Genomic DNA, 17,956 nt, shown 5'->3' with positions numbered 1-17,956 from the left:
TTGAGCGACCACGGAATGAAGAAGAATCGTTGCTCTGACCAGGGAACCTGGGCTTACACCGGTTCCTGGCAGCCGATCGAACCCGTGCGGACTCCAGTGTTGCGTGTCGTTTGGGCGACGAGTCGCAGCAGGCGACGTTGCCGCATTCGAGGCACTGCCGCAGGGCGACCCATTCCGTCCCCTCGCGGATGCATTCATGGCACGTACCGTCGGACAGGTTCTCCGCCACCGGGTATCGGTCCAGTTCCTCGCACCCGGACCCGGGGTGGACGCGCCGCGCATTGGACACCTTGATCTCACTGCGGTCCTCACCCGCGATGTCGATCATCGACTCCTCGACGTCGAGCATGGCGAGAACCTCGCCGACCACCTCGGACGGGACGGTGCCGGTGCTTCTGATCTCCAGGATCCGCGCGCGCTCGGCCTCGATCATCGTCAGGCGAACCCGCGCGTACAGCTCGCTCGGGGTCTCCTGTCCGGCGGTGGTACCCAGCCGTTCCCACGCCGAGAAATTCCGCTGCTCGACGCGTTGGCGGACCAGGGCTTCCACTCCGTGCGGGTCGTCGTACTCGAGATCGTCCAGTGCCTTCTCCCCGGCCTTCGACGCCTGCTGCAGCAGGGTCGCCCGCGCCAACGCGTCGTCCATCGGGTCCGGCGACGGCACCTTCAACAGACGAGCGAGGACCGGCAACGTGAGGCCCTGCACGAACAGGGTTCCTGCCACCACGGTGAATGCGATCAACAGCAGGATTTCGCGGTACTCGGTCCCCAACGGGATCACGAACGCGGCGGCCAGCGTCACCACTCCGCGCATGCCGGCCCACCCGATCAGAAGCGTGTAGCGCCACGACGGGACCACACCGGTCGACGCGTCGGCGCCGGGATGAATCAGCGCGAAACGCGCGACGAACACCCACACCATGCGGATCGCGATGACGCCGACGAGTGTCGCGGCGCAGACGGCAATGATCGTCGTCGCGGGCAGAGCACTGGTCCCGACGTCGCGGAGCAGCCACGACGCTTGCAGACCGATCAACAGGAAGACGGCGTTCTCGAGGATGTAGGCGATGGTTCGCCAGTTGATTCGCTCGGCGATTCGAGACTGCGCGGACTGCAGAATGGGCGCCTTGTGCCCCAGCAGAAGCCCGGCGACGACGACGGCGAGCACACCCGACGCGTGCACCTCCTCGGCGAGAAGGTACGCGGCGAACGGGACGATGAACGAAATGGCGGTGTCGAGAACAGGATTGGTCAATCGCCGACGCAGTTTCGCGACGATCACGAAGGTCACCAGACCGATGGCCACGCCCCCGCCTGCGGCCACGAGGAAGTCCAGTCCGACCCGACCGACGTGGACCGAATGTCCGAGGGCGAAGATCGCCGTGCTCAGCGCGACCAACGCGGTGGCGTCGTTGAGCAGGGACTCCCCTTCGAGAATGGTGACGACGCGACGAGGCAGTCCGATGCGGCGGCCGATCGCAGTGGCTGCGACGGCGTCCGGAGGCGCGACGACGGCACCGATCGCCAACGCCGCCGGCCACGAGATGCCGGGGAGGAGTGCATGTACGACGGCACCGATGCCGAAGGTCGTCGCGATCACCAGAACGATCGACAGCAGCAGGATCGACCGTCGGTTGGCATTGAAGTCGACCAACGACGATTGAATTGCCGTGGCGTACAGCAGCGGCGGCAGCAGTCCGAGAAGCACCACCTCCGGTTCGAGGTGGATCTCGGGGACTCCGGGAACGTACGACGCCGCAGCCCCCACGAGAATCAGCAGCAGGGGCGCCGGGACGTCGAGTCGTTCGGCGAGTGCCGCGACCGCGAGGACACCGATCGCGAGCACGACGAGCAGGACAGCAATCTCCATGAGGAGATTGTGCTCCCGGCGTCGTCGTCCGTCAGACGCGGTCCAGGCGCTGCACGTAGTGCAGTGGTGGGTCGATCGGATTGTCCGCGTCCAGCTGCGCTTCGCCGATACGGCGAAACCCGGCCTTCTCCAACGCTCGCCACGACTGACGGTTGCCCGCGACGACCGGAACGATGATGCTGTTCGACGAGGGATAGGCCCGGAAGGTGTCCTCCGCGAACGCCGCGATCAGTCGCGTTCCTCGGCCTCGATGGATCTCGGACACCTCACCGATGAGGTAGTCGATCGTGGTGGCCTCGGGCGGCATGTCGATGTACGCGGCGATCGCCGCGAGGTCTTCGGGGTAGTCGACCCATCTGCAGCGTTGAACCAGCGCGAACGGCGCGCCGTCCTCGAAGGCCAGCAGATCCTGCGCAGGCTCCTCGCCGCGCGCCACGGGACCGAAGTCTCGTTCCACCGCGGCGACGGAGGAGTCCTGATTCCACCACCGCGCAACGTGGGGATGCGACAGCCACTGCCCGATCAGCGGGAAGTCCGCGTCGACGACGCGTCGGAACGTGATCACGAACCGTGACGGTAATCCGAACTCGTCGCCGACGCCATGGATTATGCGTCCGCAGGTTCAGGTGAGCTTGTTCGCGCTCTCGATGGACTCCGCCAGCTGCCGGAGCCAGTCGGCGTACTCGGCGTAGGTGTTGGGGCGCTTGTCGTCCCAGTCGAGGACCTGGCCGGCCGCTACTGCGGGCAGAGACCGGTAGATCACCGAGTCGGCGAGGATCGGTTTGCTCGCCGGGTATTCGAGGACGATGTCGGCCGGGTACTGCGGCACGTTCTCCCAGCTCACCGTCGACCACGGGCCGTCGGCTTCCGGGCCGGCGAGGGTCAGACCGAGCTCGCGCAGCAGTTTCAGTACGACGAGGTTCTCGGTGCCGATGTAGATACCGTCGGTGTCGACGTTCAGGGGCATGACCGTCAGCCCCGGCTCGGCCGACACTGCGTCCTTCACCCGTTGCTTCGCTGCCTCGAAGTCCTCACGGTCCGCCGCGATCTCGGGGCTGTCGACGTCGGCGCCGAGAGCCTCGGCGATGGATCGGTACTGGTCGAGCGACTCGTCGATCGACAGACTGACGTCGACTCCGAGAAACGGTGCCACAGCGGCGATCTGCTCGGCCTGTGCGGCGTCCCACCACGTCCAGGACTGCGGCGCAGTCTTCTTCGAGTACCCGATGATCACGTCGGGATCCAGCGCTGCAGCTGCTTCGGTGTCGAACACCGAGTCGGTGCCGATGACGGTCATCCGATCGGCTTCGGCAGTGCCGAGCGCGGATCCGTCGGCCAGTCCGAATCCGAACACACCGTCCGGGCGGATGCCGTAGTCCCATAGCGCGGCAGCACTGTACGCGTCGACGACGATTGTGTCCGGCGGTGAATCCGCCGTCACGGTGTTGCCGAATGCGGTTGTGTAGTTCCAGGATTCGGTGGATTGCGGTTCGTCCCCGGAAGTGGTCGAGCAACCGGCGGCGAGGGCGAGTACTGCCACAGCGGAGGTGGCGCGAACGATAGCTTTGTTGAACACGCAAGCAAAGCTAACCCAGCTAAGCCTTACCTAGCAAAACGGCCCGCTCGCGCCTGCCGGTCTTGCCAACCGACGAGCGCCCGGTCGCCTAGAGTGAATCACGTCGGCCGAGCGCAGGTACAGGACGCAGGGAAGGACGCACCCTGGTGAAATGGTGGCTGTTCCCCGCGTTCGGCATCGTCGCCTGCGCCGTGTACCTGTCGATGCCGGCGGGCACTCCCTCGAACACGCTCTTCGTGGCCGTCTCCGTCGCGTCCGTCGCCGCAGTCGTCGTCGGCGTTGCAGTGAACCGGCCCGCATCGATGTCCGGGTGGATTCTGATCGCGATCGGGAGCGGACTCTGGGCCCTGGGTGACGCGACGGCGTTCGCTCTGGCGACGGCGGACTCGCCCCCCGCCATCACCGTCGTCGACATCATCTATCTCGCCGGATACCCCGTTCTCGCATCGGGGCTCTACCTTCTGGTCCACCGGGGCTGGCGTCGAGGCCAACTCGGTCACGTGGCCAACAGTGCCATCGTGATGATCGCGTTCGGTCTGTTGCTGTGGGTGTTCGTCGTACGTCCCGATTCGGTCGACGTGTCCACCGCCGAAGGAGTGCTGGCCGTCGCCTATCCGGCGATGGATGTGTACCTGCTCGGTCTGCTCGTTCACTTCGTCGGCGCACCGCAGTGGCGGAGCGCCTCCTATCGTCTGCTCACCGTCGCCGTACTCGTCGTGCTGGCAGCCGATCTCGCCGCCGAAGCGACCTCCACTTCGTTCGTCGGAATAGGTACGGGCGTGACCGACGCCGGGTATCTGGCCTTCTACCTCCTGGTCGGAACGGCCGCTCTACACCCGTCGGTGTGCACTCTCGCGTCGCCGAAACCGCGACGAGGCCCGGCGGACACAGCGGCTGCCTCGTTCAGCTTCCCCACCGTCGTGGTCGTCACTGCCGCTACTCTCACCGCGCCCGCAGCCATGGCCATCCTCTTGATCCGCGGCGAACCGGTGGCGGAATGGGGCTGGGGCGTCGTGGCATGCGCCACCGTTCTCGTCGTCCTCGTGTTCATCCGCGTGTCCGAGCTGCTCCTGCTTCTGGCACGACAGACGCGTGCACTGCGCAGCGTCGCCGAGACGGACCAACTCACCGGCTTGTCCAATCGCATCGGCGTCGAGAAATGGATGTCCCACGACAGTCGCCGCGACACACCACTGGCGTTCCTGATCATCGACGTCGACCGGTTCCACGAGATCAACGACACCTTCGGCCACGGTATCGGTGACGACGTGCTGCGCGCGGTTGCGATTCGGCTCGGCGCTTCGATCGGTCGAGTCGGCGTGATCGGTCGAGTCGGGGCCGACGAGTTCGCCGTGGTCCTGCACGCCGAACGATCGGACGCCGTCAGTGTCGCCGGGCGCCTGCATGCGTCACTGAATCAGCCCGTTACCGTCGGCCCGGCCACGCTGCTCGTGGAAGTCAGCATCGGCATTGCCCTGTCGGCGAACAGGACTCGATCCGACGTCTCGGCCACCACCGAAGGATTGGCCAAACAGGCCTATCGCGCAACACAATACGCAAAAACAGTGCAGCCACGTATTGCCGTGTACGACAGTTCGATGGACCGCGACAACAGCGCCCAGCTGTCACTGCTCAGCGAGCTGGGAAACGCCATCGAGCAACGACATCTCGCTATCTACTATCAAGTGCAGGTCGACCTGACGACGATGAGGGCGATCGGTGTCGAAGCCCTCCTGCGATGGAACCATCCGGAACGCGGTCTCGTCGAACCCGCGGCATTCCTTCCCGTGGCGGAGCGCACCGGCCTGATCAGACCGCTACTCGACTACGTGCTCACCGAGGTCGCCACCCAACGGCACGCATGGAGCGAAGACGGCATCGACCTGACCGTGTCGGTCAACATCTCGACCCGAAACCTGTTGGACACCACACTCGTCGAGCAGGTTGCGCGAGTACTGGACACCTCGCACCTCGACCCGTCGACACTCGCGATCGAGATCACCGAGACGTCGTCGATGACGGACCCGCCAGGGGCGATCGAAACCCTGAACCAGCTGCGTGATCTCGGCGTCACGCTCGTCATCGACGATTACGGCACCGGGTACAGCTCGCTCGCGTACCTGCAGACCCTGCCCGTGCAGCAACTGAAAATCGACAAGGTCTTCGTCGCCGACATGACATCGGTCGTCGCACACCAGGTCATCGTTCGTTCCACGATCGACCTCGCCCGGACACTCGGGCTCACCGTCGTAGCCGAGGGGGTCGAGGACGAGCAGACGCTCCTGGCGTTGAAGGAACTTCGCTGCGACCACGCTCAGGGCTTCCATCTGGGCCGTCCCGTGCCGGCCGCCGACATACCCGCGGTGGTCGCTGCACTCGAACAGAGAATCGGCGGAGAGGTGCAAACATCATGACTTTCGGCAACGGCGCCGGGGAACACATGTCCGTTCACACGGCCATCCGGTCGAGGCGTGACGTCCGCGCCGAGTTCGACGGAACGTGCATCGACGACGCCATGCTGCACCGAATTCTCGATGCCGCCCACCATGCGCCCAGCGTGGGCAACACTCAGCCGTGGGACTTCGTGGTCGTGCAGTCACCGGACACCCTTGCCGCGTTCGAGAGGCACGTTGCCGCCGAACGAGTGGCGTTCGCCGAATCGCTGCCTGCGGACAGGCGCGCGACGTTCGACCCGATCCGCATCGAGGGAATCGAATCGAGCCGCACAGGGGTCGTCGTCACCTACGACCCGGAGCGCGGCGGCACACACATCCTCGGGCGCGCAACCGTCGACGACACCGGATTGTTCTCCGCGGTACTCGCCATCCAGAACCTCTGGCTCGCAGCGGTGTCGGAAAGAATTGGAGTCGGCTGGGTCTCGTTCTACCAGGAGCAGTTCCTCACCGAACTACTCGACATACCGTCCCCGGTGCGGCCCATAGCGTGGCTGTGCGTGGGACCGGTCACCGAATTCCAGGAGGTCCCCGACCTCGAGCGCTTCGGCTGGCGCCATCGCCGTCCCCTGTCCGACGCCGTTCACCACGAGCGGTTCCGGCGGCAGTAGTTCACCAGCCCCAGCTGCCCGGAATCCCCTTGAACGGGCCGACGACATCGCTGGTGATCCAGCCTTCGTAGAACCCACCTTCCTGCGGGGTGGCGCGTTCACCGTCGACCTCGCACTCCAAGCGACTGGGCGAGAACGCGAGATGCCCTGTGATGGGCAGAAATTGCTCGGTCGGAGTCTCGTAGCTCCACGCCGCGCCTTCGCTGACCGCGTCACCACAGACGACATCCCAGTACGTCGCCGCGCCCTTCCATTCGCAGTGGGTGGACCGTGCCGCCGACGGCCTCAGGGCATCTGCGGCGACGTCGTCGCGCGGGATGTACCACGTCGGGGGATGGCTCGTTTCGAGGACTCGCCACGCCTCCCTGGTCTCGGCGACGAGGATTCCCCCGAACCTGACGGTGATCAATCGGTTCGAATGCTCCAGACGCGGAGGGCGAGGGTAGTCCCACACCGACTCCTGCCCGGGGCCTGGCTGTAGCGGCCTCACGTCGGTCATCCTCTCGATGGTGCCACGGACTGCGCCGGTCCATCGGAGCTCACTGCCTCGTGCCTGCTCAGGGCGCATCGACCGGGTAGAGATCCTCGACGCGGTCGTCGTCGAGAACCCATCGGTCCACGTCGACGAGCGGATCGACGTCTGTGGTCTCCGGCTGTACTCGTTGCGTGGGCCGAACGGACGGCATGTCCGGAACGGTCTCGACGATAGGTCCGGTCGGCCGGGTGATCTCGCGAGGGTCTTCGATGCCGGCACCGGTTTCGACGGCCTCGGGCGCGGGGGCGTCGGGCGTGGGGGCGTCGGGTGTGGGGGCGTCGGGAATCTGGTCGACCGTCACCACGGTGCCCGACGGCACCCTGACCAGAATGCCCAGGCCGTGGGTGGCGGCGAGCAAGCTGACCGGCGCAACGGTGGCGATGGTCGCCGACAGCGCCGGATGCAATGTGCCTGCACCGGAAATGAAGGCGTGCATGGCGTTTGCCCCGATGCTGACGAGAGCGGCCGTGACCAACACCGCCCAGAAGAAGCGTCGACCACTGCGTTGATCCTCGAACTGGGCGAGAGCGATCACCGAAATGGTGGCCTGCAGAATCGTGCCGTCCACGATGACGGGCCACAGCCAGGACAGGCTCCGTGGAACACCCGCCATGGTCGCCAGGTCCCACAGCGCAGCGAAACTGAGAACGAACGACGCAATACCGATGACGGTGGTGATGACGACCGCACTAGCCAGCGTCGCCCGCAGGACCTTGTTCATGACTCGACATCCTGCACCTGCCCACCGACAGAAAGCCTCGCCCCTCAAGCTCCGACGGCCGCTGCGTATCCGACGACGCCCGCCATACAGGTGAGCATGCACACGACGAGGGTGCCGACGGCGAACGGCCACGCAGAGCGTCCGCGAGCCAGGCGAACGAGAGTCGTCACCAGGCCCGCGACGCCGACGAGCCCCGCCGCCCCCAGTGTTGCTCCGACGGCGGTGACCGCCCCGTCGGCACTGCACGTCTCCGGAGGGCAGTGATCGAGAAACGCCAGCGAAAACACCCCGACCAGCAATGCCACCCCGCCGAGCATCACCGTGAACACGAGAGCAGTCACCGAGACGGCGACGTCCCATCCCTTCACCCGAGGCGGCAACGGAGTTCGATCCACGTCGGTGAGACTAGGCCACCAGGAGTGGAGCCTGCAGGAACGACCCGTCAGACCAGGAGTGGAGCCTGCAGGAACGACCCGCTAGGCGAAGCGAGCTTCGGCGCGGTAGTAGTCGGCGCGATCGTGCGCGGACATTCCGCCCCACACTCCGTACGGTTCGTTCACCGACAGCGCGTGCGTGCGGCATCGGAGGAGCACCGGACACGTCGAGCAGATGTCCTTCGCCTTGCGCTCGCGTTGCGCGCGAGCGCGTCCACGCTCCCCCTCCGGGTGGTAGAACACCGACGAGTCGTACCCACGACACCGACCGTGCAACTGCCACTCCCACACATCTGCGGTCGGTACCGGCAACTCCACCGGCCTGGACGGCGCACCTCTCACCATCGGTGTCTCCTCTTCGGACGCTCGTGCGACAAGGCTCGTGACCTGTCCGCGCGGATGATGTAGTCGTGAACTAGTTCACTTTCTCGCATTCACCATATTTTTGGCAAGAAAGTCGTTCATTCGTATGCTTAAAAACCAGCACCGCTGCTTCATACCCCCCCCCGCCGGACCGAACGTGACGTTCGGTCACTTGAAGTGAGCGAATGTGCCGTTCGGTCACTTGGAGTGACCGAACGGTTCATTCGGTCCGAAGATAGGTCTCGAGTTCGGCGATGATCGAGGCGGCGATGTCGGCGGGTGGTGGGCCGACGTCGATGACGATGGCGGGTTCGTCTGGGTCGATGGGTTCGAGGGTGGACATCTGGGTGTCGAGGAGGCCGCTGGGCATGAAGTGGTTCATGCGGGCGTTGAGTCTGCCGCTGATGCGTTCGCGGGAGCCTGCGAGGTGGACGAAGACGACGTTGCCCTCCGAGCCTCGGCGGAGGATGTCGCGGTAGCTGCGTTTGAGTGCCGAGCACGTGACGATTCCTGGCTCACCTGCTTCTGCGTGCGCTCGGATCCAGTCCGCGATGGTCTCGAGCCACGGCCATCGGTCTTCGTCGGTGAGTGGGTGGCCCGAGGCCATTTTCGCGACGTTGGCGTCGGGGTGCAGGTCGTCGCCCTCCTGCAGGTCCCATTTGAGTGCTCCGGCGAGAATGCCTGCGACGGTGGACTTTCCGGATCCGGATACGCCCATGATCACCAGTACCGGGTGCGTTGTCATGTCAGATCACCACACTCAACGCCAGGACACCGGCCAGGCCTGTCACCGAGATCACGCACTCCATCACACTCCATGTCTTCAGATTCTGCACGACGGAGGTACCCAGGTATTCCTTGACCAACCAGAATCCGGCGTCGTTGACGTGCGACAGGAAGAGTGAGCCTGCGCCGATGGCCAGGACCATCAGGGAGACGTGGGTCGAGGACAGTTCTGCTGCAACAGGAGCCAGGATTCCCGACGCGGTCACCGTGGCCACGGTTGCCGAACCGGTCGCGACGCGAATCAGTACCGCGACCAACCAGGCGAGGAAGAGAACGGGGAGGCTGCTGGATTTGATGGCGTCGGCGATGACGTCGGCGATTCCGGTGTCGATGAGTACTTGCTTGAAACCGCCTCCGGCGCCGACGATCAGGAGGATTCCGGCGATCGGGGGCAGTGAGCTCTCGAGGGATTTCGCGATCGCGGGCCGGTCCATTCCACCTCCGCGGCCGAGGAGGAAGATTCCGGCGAGGACGGCGATTCCCAGCGCGACCACGGGTGTGCCGAGGAAGTCGAGCAGACCCTTCAGTGGTGAACTCGATTCTGCGGCAATGACATCGGCCGCAGCCTTGCCGAGCATGAGGACCACGGGCAGCAGGATCGCAGCAAGGGTCGCCGCGAATGTCGGGCGTCGGCGCGATTCCTCGTTCTCGGATGTTTCGAACAGGGCGGGAACCGGCACGTCGACCCACTTGGACGCGAGCTTGCCGAACAGCGGTCCGGCGACGACTACCGTCGGGATCGCGACGATCACTCCGAGACCGAGCGTGAGTCCGAGGTTGGCGTCCAGAGCGGAGACGGCGACGAGCGGGCCCGGGTGCGGCGGCACGAGACCGTGCATCGCGGACAGTCCAGCCAGCGTCGGGATGGCGATTCGAATCAGAGGCTGACCGGACCGCCGGGCCACCAGGATGATCACCGGCATCAGCAGGACGAGGCCGATCTCGAAGAACATAGGAAGCCCGATCACGGCGCCGACGAGCGCCATCGTCCACGGAAGGAGCGCGGGCGAGGATTTCCCGACGAGTGTGTCGACCACGCGGTCCGCTCCGCCGGAATCGGCGAGCAGTTTTCCGAACATCGCGCCGAAGCCGATGAGGATGCCGACGCTGCCCATCGTCGATCCGAAGCCCTCGACGAACGCTGCGACCGATTCGGCTGCACCGAGTTCGGCGGCGATTCCGACTCCGACGGCTCCGATGGTCAGGGAGACGAACGGGTGGAGTTTGAGCCAGGTGATGAGACCGATGATGACCGCGACGCCGACGATCGCGGACAGGATGAGTCGAGCGTCCGACGCGGTGGCGCCGTCGGCGGCCTGAGCAAGTGTCGTGAGCATGGGCATTTACCTTTTCGGTGAGGTGGTCGGCACCTCCCCCGGGAGGTGACTCGGCTCACTATGCCCAAAAGTACGACGAATGACAAGACCTCAGCCGATTTGTACTACAAATAGCTAGACGGGCACCACTCGCTGCAGGAACACGATCTGATCCGCGACGACGCGCTCGAAGGCGTCGCCGACGTAGATGGCGAAGTGCCCGTCGGGATAGCTCATTACCTCGCCGCGCGGCGCGCGTGCAGCGTGCCGGAGAGTTGCTTTCGCCGGGGCGACGGTGTCCGTCTCGCACACCGTGAACAGGATCGGACACGTGACGTTCGACGCATGACGCCCCGGTCGTCGCAGTGGGATGTCCAGCCCGACCCTGGCGAGAACCTCGTTGCGGAACGACGCCCCGCTGGGAAGGAGCGCCAGGTAACCGTCGAGCGCATCCTCGGACGACATCAGCGCCGTCGCGCCCGGCTTGTCGGCGAGCGGGATCGTTCGGGGTGCTCGGCCGAGCGCAGAACCGAGCTTGTCGCGCAGAGCGCGAGCAGTAACACGCACCGCGACCAGTGGATTCGTCGCAAGCGCCGATGCAATGCCGTCGGTGAAGGGGCACTGGGAGATCACCGCATCGACGTGACCGTCCCGCGCCGCCGCGACGATCACGTGCCCGCCGCCGAACGACGTGCCCCAGAGCACGATCTTCTCGGCCCGGGTGCGGGCGAACGCGATGGCGGCTGCCCAGTCTTCCAACTGTTCGTCGATGTCGAGGAGCTGACGCGGCTCGCCGTCGCTGCCGCCGAAGTGCCGGTAGTCGAACACCAGGCACGAATATCCCTGGGCCGCGAACTTCTCCGCGAAGGCGTCGAGTCTCATCTCCTTGACGCCGCCGAGGCCGTGCCCCATGACCACCACCGGTGCACCGGCAGCCCCCTGGTAGAACCAGGCGGCGCACTCGATACCCCCGGACGGAAAACGCACGTCGACTCTGTCTGCAGTCATTGGACATCCCTCCCGCCCGTCACAGTAGCGGGAAGAGAACCCGGCGCACACGTGGCACGATCGAGAAGTGGTAGCCGAATCCTTGCAGTTGCACGTCACCGTCCTGGAGAAACTGGGACGCGACATCGTCGACGGAACGATCGTCCCGGGTACCCGGATTTCCGCCGACGACGTGGCTGCCCGCTTCGAGGTCTCGCGGACCGTGGTGCGCGAGGTTGTCCGCGTGCTCGAGTCGCTCGGGCTCCTGACCGTCAGACGCAAGGTAGGCATCACCGTGCAGGAGTCGACGGCGTGGAACGCGCTCGATCCGCTGGTGATCCGGTGGCAACTGGCAGGCCCCGATCGCGCGAAGCAGCTGATCGTTCTCAGTGAACTTCGTTCCGGCATAGAGCCTTTGGCTGCTCGCCTGGCCGCTGATCGTGCGACCCCGCAGCAGTGCGGCCAGTTGACCGCGGCGGTGATCGGCATGTCGGCCACCTCTCGCGCCGCGAATTCCGACGCCTATCTCGCTCACGACTCCGATTTTCACCGCACGTTGCTCGCGGCGTCGGGCAATCCGATGTTGCGCTCGATGTCGGAGATCGTCGTCGAGGTACTCGCCGGTCGGACACGGCACGCGTTGATGCCGCACCAGGCCGATCCGGAAGCGATTCGTCTCCACGGCGTCGTCGCGTCGTCGATCCAGGCCGGGGACGCGGCCGCCGCGGAGCAGGCCATGCTCGAGATCGTCACCGAGTCCGCCGCCGCGATGTCCGCGACTGCACGGGGTGAGTGACACGATGCCCACTGCTCGACGCACCGGCCAGGGCCGTGACGAGTCACCGCGATCCGTGGGCGCCCTGGTGGACGAGGCCCTCGGTTCCGAGGCGCAGCGTGAACGTCGCCGACGAATCCTGGACTCGACTCTCGCGCTGGCATCGAGGGGCGGGTACGACGCGGTGCAGATGCGTGCGGTCGCCGAACGTGCCGACGTGGCTGTCGGAACGTTGTACCGCTATTTCCCGTCGAAAGTGCACCTGCTCGTGTCCGCGCTTGCCCGCGAGTTCGAGAAGATCGCCGCGAAACGCACGTTCCCGTCCGGCCGGACGCCGCGGGAACGCATGCATCTGGTCCTGAGTCAGATCACACGTGCGATGCAGCGTGATCCGTTGCTCACCGAAGCGATGACCCGAGCATTCATGTCGGCCGACGCCTCCGCGGCCGCCGAGGTCGATCATGTGGGTCGATTGATGGACCGAATGTTCGCCGAGGCGATGAGCGACGGTGATCCGACACAGTTGCAGCTCAACATCGCTCGTGTCGTCAGCGACGTCTGGTTGTCCAATCTGGTGGCGTGGTTGACGCGACGATCGTCGGCGAACGATGTTGCGATGAGGCTGGAATTGACCGTCGACCTGCTCCTCGGAAACGCCGAAGCGTCGATGTGACGTGAGGGGACCGGTGAGCCGGTTCCGCGGCTATCGCATAGATTCATTCGAGTGACTGCTCTGGAACTGCCACTGGAACTCCGACGCGCTCTCATCGGCGTCGCCCGGACCCCTCGCCTCCTCGTCACCTCGGACTACGACGGCACGATGGCTCCCATCGTGTCCGATCCGCTGAAGGCGTTTCCCCACGCGGAGGCCGTCAGCGCCATGCGCGGGCTCGCGACGCTCGCCGGTACCACCGCGGCGGTCATCTCCGGCCGCGCACTACGTGACCTGGCGACACTGTCCCGGTTGCCCGCCGAAGTTCAGCTCGTCGGAAGCCACGGCAGTGAGTTCGACATCGGTTTCATCCACGCGATCGACGACAAGGCCAAGAAGCTGCTCGGTGACATCTCCGCCGAGATGGAGTCGATCGCCGGCCGATTCCCCGGCGTCGGAGTGGAGGTCAAGCCGGCGAGCGCTGCGCTGCACGTACGCAACGCCGAGCCCGTCGACGCGGAACGGGCGTTGAACGCCGTGCGCGAGGGCGTCGCCCGCCGTGACGGAGTGCAGGTCACCGAAGGCAAGTCGGTGATCGAACTCGCTGTCATCGTCACCGACAAGGGCGTCGCCCTGGACATCCTCCGGCACCAGGAAGGCGCGACCGCAGCGGTCTTCTTCGGCGACGACGTCACCGACGAGAAGGCCTTCGCTCGCCTCCACGGTCCGGACATCGGCGTCAAGGTCGGTGCAGGCGACAGTTCGGCCGAGTTCCGGATCGACTCCACGCAGCAGGTTGCGCTGGCCTTGGCGTTCTTGCTCGAGGAACGACGCCAGTGGCTCTCGGGAGCCGACGCGCCTCGTATCGAACGGCTGACGATGCTGGCCAGCCCCAACGCCGTCGCCCTGGTGACTCCCGACGCGGACCTCACCTGGCTGTGCCATCCGGAGCCCGATGCCGCTGCCGTCTTCGCGCACCTTCTCGGCGGCGACGAAGCGGGCCATTTCAGCGTCGGCCCGACGCGTACGGCTCTACCGCTGAGCCAGCAGTACGTCGACGGCACGATGACCGTGCAGACCAAGTGGTCGAGCCTCCAGGTCACCGACTACCTTCCGCACGACGTGCCCACCGGTCAGACGTGTGTGACACGCGTGATCACCGGAAAAGCCGCGGCGGTCGTGACGTTTGCGCCTCGCCCCGAGTTCGGCAAGGTCCGAGTGCAACTCGAACCCGAAGCCGACGGCCTCCGCATTCACGGCACGGCCGACCCGATGGTCTTGCGAAGCCCCGGAGTGCGGTGGAACGTCGTGTCCGACGGCACCCAGCAAACCGCTCATGCCGAGGTGGATCCGTCAAGCGGCCCGGTCGTTCTCGAATTGCGTTTGGGAACAGAGGATCTCGGACCGTCGGAAGTACCCGAGGTCGAGCGACGTCGGCAGGCCGAGGCGTACTGGAAGGAGTGGGTCGACGGACTGGCTCTTCCGCCGCTCAAACGAGATCTGATGAAGCGATCCGCCCTGACACTGCGCGGCCTCGTTCACGCGGAGTCGGGTTCCATCATGGCGGCCGCCACCACGTCACTGCCCGAGGAAATCGGCGGCGTCAGGAACTGGGACTACCGCTACTGCTGGCTACGCGACGCCGCCCTCACCGCCTCGGCGCTGGTCAACGTCGGTTCCACCGCCGAGGCGGAAAGCTACCTGTCTTGGATTCACGGTGTGCTGCAATCGGTTCCGGGACCGGAACGTCTGCATCCGCTGTACACCATCTGGGGTCTGGGACTCCCACCGGAAGCCGTCATCGACGAACTACCCGGGTACGCCGGCTCGCGGCCGGTGCGCGTCGGAAACGCCGCGAACCAGCAGGTTCAGCTCGACGTCTTCGGGCCGATCGTCGACCTCATCTCGTCGCTCGCGCACGCGCGTCAGGCGAGAGGGCTGGAAGGAAAAGAGGCCCTGTCCGAGGACGATTGGTCGCTGGTCCGGTCCATGGTGGAGGCCGTGATGCGGCGGTGGACCGAACCCGATCACGGTATCTGGGAGATCCGCGGCAATCCTCGCCACCACGTCTACTCGAAAGTCATGGGCTGGTTGACGGTGGACCGGGCGCTGACCCTCGCCGCGAGCTTCGGCCGCACTGCCGAACCAACGTGGGAGACACTGCGTTCGACGATTCGCGCCGAGGTTCTCGAGCAGGGGTGGAACGACGAGGTCCAGTCCTACACCGCGGCGTACGACGGCACGGACCTCGACGCCGCCACGCTGCACATCGGCCTGTCCGGCCTGATCGATCCCTCGGACCCGCGGTTCGCCGCAACCGTCACCGCTACCGAAGCCGAACTGCGCAGTGGATCGACCGTCTACCGGTACCACCACGACGACGGTTTGCCCGGCGGCGAAGGCGGGTTCCACCTCTGTGCAGCCTGGCTCGTCGAGGCTTACCTGCTCGTCGGGCAGCGCGCCGAAGCGGAAGCCCTGTTCGCGCAGCTGGTCAGCGCGGCAGGACCCACCGGACTGCTCAGCGAGGAATACGATCCGGTCGCGGAGCGGTCACTGGGTAACCACCCGCAGGCCTACAGCCACCTCGGACTGCTCAGGTGCGCGGCGTTGCTCAGCTGAACACCCCCGCCGCTCACGCGGTGGGGGGAGCACCCGCAGTACGTCCCTTGACCAATTCGGTCGGCAGGAATTCGGCGGTCACGACGCCGGAGCGCGCGGTCGACGTCAGCAATGTGCCTGCGCGTCGACCCTTCTCCTCGGCGTCCTGACGAACCGTCGTCACGTTCTCTCGGATGGCGTCCTCGACGCCGTCGAATCCGGTGACGGTGAGTTCGCCGGGGACGTCGATGCCGGTGACCTTCGCGAAGTTCAGCGCTCCCAGTGCAAGGACGTCGGTGGTGCACAGCAGCGCGGTGGTGTCTCGATTCGCTTGCAGCGCTTGGGCTGCCGCCGAGTGGCCGGACCGTCGTGTGTGCTCGAAACGTTCGACGACGGTCAGAGCGTCCGGGTCGAGTCCGGCTTCCCGCATCGCGTCCTGGACTCCGGCGATACGCTCACGCTGGACGTGGAAGTGACTGTTGGCCAGCCGGACCGGGGGTACGACGCCGTCGCGTCGGTCCCGTCCGAGGCGCATGCACAGCACCGCGATGTGCTTGTGCCCGAGGGCGATGACCTGGTCGGCGATGAGTTTCATCGCGGCGCGGTCGTCGATGGCGACCAGTGCGGCTTCGGGGACGCCTCGTGGTTGGTCGCAGATGACGATGGGCAGGTGCCGTTCGCGGACGGCCAGGAGATAGGGGTCGTCGTCGGCGACGGAGTAGACGACGAAGGCGTCGACCCCTGCCTGTTGGACGACAGCCGCGGCGGCGGTGTCGTCTCGGTCCGGACCTGCGGGAATCAGCAGCAGGCCTTGACCGGCGGCTTCGCACGATTCCGCGAGGCCGGCGAGGAACGCCATGGCGGCCGGGTCGCGGAACGAGTAGCTCAGCGCCTCGGTCAGAACCAGACCGACAGCCCCGGCTTTCCGGGTACGCAACGACCGTGCCACGGGATCGGGCCCGGCGTATCCGCGACGTTTGGCTGCCATCAGCACGCGTTCCCGCAGCTCAGGTGACAGTTGATCGGGGCGGTTGTAGGCGTTCGACACCGTGGTGCGTGACACCTTCAGTTCGGCGGCGATGGACGCCAATGTGGCCGGGCGACGCGGCTCCCTCGACCTGGACATACTCGGACGTTAGTCGCATACCGGGTCGCAGCGAAAATCGGGCCGTGTTTGCCCGATTCGATCGCTGACGTGCGCGAAGCTAGAATACAACGGTAACCGTTTCCAATTGCATCTGATTCTTCACTCCGAAGGAGTGCCCCCATGCGTCGCACCGCCACCACCCTCGTCGGCCTGTCCTGTGCAGCGGCCCTCGCGCTCAGCGCCTGCAGCTCCGACACGCAGTCCACCGCTTCCACCGACTCCGCCCCCGCGACCGCCGTCGACGGCCCCGTCACCATCGTGGCGTCGACCAACGTGTGGGGCAGCGTCGCCGAAGCCGTCGCAGGCGACCTCGCCACCGTCGACTCCATCATCGCGGACCCGTCGGCCGATCCCCACTCCTACGAGGCGTCCCCCGGTGACGCAGCCAAGGTCGCCGAGGCCTCCCTGGTCGTCTACAACGGCGGCGGATACGACGAATTCATCGACGACATCCTGTCCTCCGAGGGCAAGAACGTCCCGAGCGTCAACGCCTTCGACCTCCTCGGAGAAGAACACGGTCACGAAGGCGAGGGCACCCACGAGGACGAGCCCGCCGCCGGAGAGGCTGCCACCGAGGACGAGCACGGCCACAGCCACGGCGAGGTCAACGAGCACGTCTGGTACAACGCCGAAGTCGCCGCTGCCACAGCAGAATCCATCGCCGAGAAGCTCGGACAGCTGGATCCGGACAACGCGGCGCAGTACACCGCGAACGCCGAGTCGTTCCACGAGCAGGTCCACGCCATCACCGACGTGACCGCGAAGATCGCGGCCGATCACCCCAATGCACCTGTCGCACAGACCGAACCGATCGCGCACTACCTGATCGAGGAGTCGAGCCTCGACGATCGCACACCGGAGGACTTCAAGGACGCCATCGAGGAGGGCAACGACCCGTCCCCCGCGTCCATCGCCGCGACACGTGACCTCTTCACCTCGAACAGCGTCGACGTTCTGATCTACAACATCCAGACCCAGGACGCAGTCACCCAGGACATCCGTTCCACGGCCGAGGCCGCGAACATTCCTGTCGTCGAGGTCACCGAGACCCTGCCGGAAGGCCAGACGTACATCCAGTGGCAGACCAAAGCCGCCGAGGATCTGCAAGCCGCACTCAGTGCATCCTGAGTGG

General features: G+C 65.8%; 17 protein-coding genes. 6 read left to right on the top strand and 11 right to left on the bottom strand.

The features are described 5' to 3' along the window. From CH292_RS17630 to CH292_RS17620, 3 genes are all read right to left on the bottom strand, one after another. Positions 1-1,870, bottom strand: a 1,870-nt coding sequence (locus CH292_RS17630; RefSeq protein ID WP_256978226.1) for a Na+/H+ antiporter, incomplete at its 3' end; no start/stop codon positions are given. A gap of 31 nt (positions 1,871-1,901) precedes the next feature. Next, a complete protein-coding gene (locus CH292_RS17625; RefSeq protein ID WP_094655336.1) occupies positions 1,902-2,435 on the bottom strand; it encodes a GNAT family N-acetyltransferase in 534 nt (177 codons plus the stop codon). Between the two features lie 57 nt (positions 2,436-2,492). Next, positions 2,493-3,446, bottom strand: coding sequence for an ABC transporter substrate-binding protein (locus CH292_RS17620; RefSeq protein ID WP_256978225.1), 954 nt, complete (start codon positions 3,444-3,446; stop codon positions 2,493-2,495). Positions 3,447-3,592: 146 nt separating this feature from the next. On the opposite strand from CH292_RS17620, the gene CH292_RS17615 reads away from it, so the two are divergent. Both CH292_RS17615 and bluB read left to right on the top strand, forming a co-directional pair. Next, the gene (locus CH292_RS17615; RefSeq protein ID WP_037183020.1) at positions 3,593-5,860 is read left to right on the top strand and encodes a bifunctional diguanylate cyclase/phosphodiesterase; all 2,268 of its coding nucleotides are present in this window, start codon (positions 3,593-3,595) and stop codon (positions 5,858-5,860) included. Next, the gene (gene bluB, locus CH292_RS17610) at positions 5,857-6,510 is read left to right on the top strand and encodes a 5,6-dimethylbenzimidazole synthase (protein ID WP_037164138.1); all 654 of its coding nucleotides are present in this window, start codon (positions 5,857-5,859) and stop codon (positions 6,508-6,510) included. Before CH292_RS17615 ends, bluB begins: the two co-directional genes overlap by 4 nt. A gap of 1 nt (position 6,511) precedes the next feature. Here the strand turns inward: bluB and CH292_RS17605 are convergent, their stop codons facing one another. The 7 genes from CH292_RS17605 to CH292_RS17575 form a co-directional block, all read right to left on the bottom strand. Further along, positions 6,512-7,009: a DUF427 domain-containing protein gene (locus tag CH292_RS17605; RefSeq protein ID WP_256978224.1), complete on the bottom strand. Its 498-nt coding sequence runs from the start codon at positions 7,007-7,009 to the stop codon at positions 6,512-6,514. Positions 7,010-7,067: 58 nt separating this feature from the next. Beyond that, a complete protein-coding gene (locus tag CH292_RS17600; RefSeq protein ID WP_094655333.1) occupies positions 7,068-7,766 on the bottom strand; it encodes a DUF2637 domain-containing protein in 699 nt (232 codons plus the stop codon). 44 nt (positions 7,767-7,810) lie between these two features. After that, positions 7,811-8,134 (bottom strand): hypothetical protein, encoded by a 324-nt coding sequence (locus tag CH292_RS17595; RefSeq protein ID WP_094655332.1) that lies wholly within the window; start codon positions 8,132-8,134, stop codon positions 7,811-7,813. A 108-nt stretch (positions 8,135-8,242) separates the two neighbouring features. Continuing rightward, positions 8,243-8,545 (bottom strand): WhiB family transcriptional regulator, encoded by a 303-nt coding sequence (locus tag CH292_RS17590; RefSeq protein ID WP_033190153.1) that lies wholly within the window; start codon positions 8,543-8,545, stop codon positions 8,243-8,245. Between the two features lie 238 nt (positions 8,546-8,783). Next, positions 8,784-9,308, bottom strand: a complete 525-nt coding sequence (locus tag CH292_RS17585) for a gluconokinase (RefSeq protein WP_019663101.1) — start codon at positions 9,306-9,308, stop codon at positions 8,784-8,786. 1 nt (position 9,309) lies between these two features. After that, entirely contained in the window at positions 9,310-10,686 is a 1,377-nt protein-coding gene (locus CH292_RS17580) for a GntP family permease (RefSeq protein ID WP_094655331.1), read from the bottom strand. A gap of 114 nt (positions 10,687-10,800) precedes the next feature. Next, positions 10,801-11,673 (bottom strand): alpha/beta hydrolase, encoded by an 873-nt coding sequence (locus CH292_RS17575; RefSeq protein ID WP_094655330.1) that lies wholly within the window; start codon positions 11,671-11,673, stop codon positions 10,801-10,803. A 67-nt stretch (positions 11,674-11,740) separates the two neighbouring features. On the opposite strand from CH292_RS17575, the gene CH292_RS17570 reads away from it, so the two are divergent. From CH292_RS17570 to otsB, 3 genes are read left to right on the top strand one after another with little or no spacing between them, the layout of a single operon-like run. After that, entirely contained in the window at positions 11,741-12,448 is a 708-nt protein-coding gene (locus CH292_RS17570; RefSeq protein WP_019663098.1) for a FadR/GntR family transcriptional regulator, read from the top strand. A 4-nt stretch (positions 12,449-12,452) separates the two neighbouring features. Next, a complete protein-coding gene (gene kstR, locus CH292_RS17565; RefSeq protein ID WP_094655347.1) occupies positions 12,453-13,100 on the top strand; it encodes a cholesterol catabolism transcriptional regulator KstR in 648 nt (215 codons plus the stop codon). 51 nt (positions 13,101-13,151) lie between these two features. Next, positions 13,152-15,698 (top strand): trehalose-phosphatase, encoded by a 2,547-nt coding sequence (gene otsB / locus CH292_RS17560; protein ID WP_094655329.1) that lies wholly within the window; start codon positions 13,152-13,154, stop codon positions 15,696-15,698. 13 nt (positions 15,699-15,711) lie between these two features. Here otsB and CH292_RS17555 read toward each other — a convergent pair whose 3' ends face one another. Continuing rightward, positions 15,712-16,803, bottom strand: coding sequence for a LacI family DNA-binding transcriptional regulator (locus tag CH292_RS17555; protein WP_026347426.1), 1,092 nt, complete (start codon positions 16,801-16,803; stop codon positions 15,712-15,714). A 141-nt stretch (positions 16,804-16,944) separates the two neighbouring features. Here CH292_RS17555 and CH292_RS17550 point away from each other — a divergent pair, with 141 nt between their 5' ends. Continuing rightward, positions 16,945-17,952, top strand: a complete 1,008-nt coding sequence (locus CH292_RS17550; protein ID WP_019663094.1) for a metal ABC transporter solute-binding protein, Zn/Mn family — start codon at positions 16,945-16,947, stop codon at positions 17,950-17,952. Positions 17,953-17,956 lie beyond the last annotated feature (4 nt).

The organism is Rhodococcus sp. 14-2470-1a, assembly GCF_002259425.1.
GTDB lineage: Bacteria > Actinomycetota > Actinomycetes > Mycobacteriales > Mycobacteriaceae > Rhodococcoides > Rhodococcoides fascians_E.
This window is presented reverse-complemented; position numbering and strand designations above follow the sequence as displayed.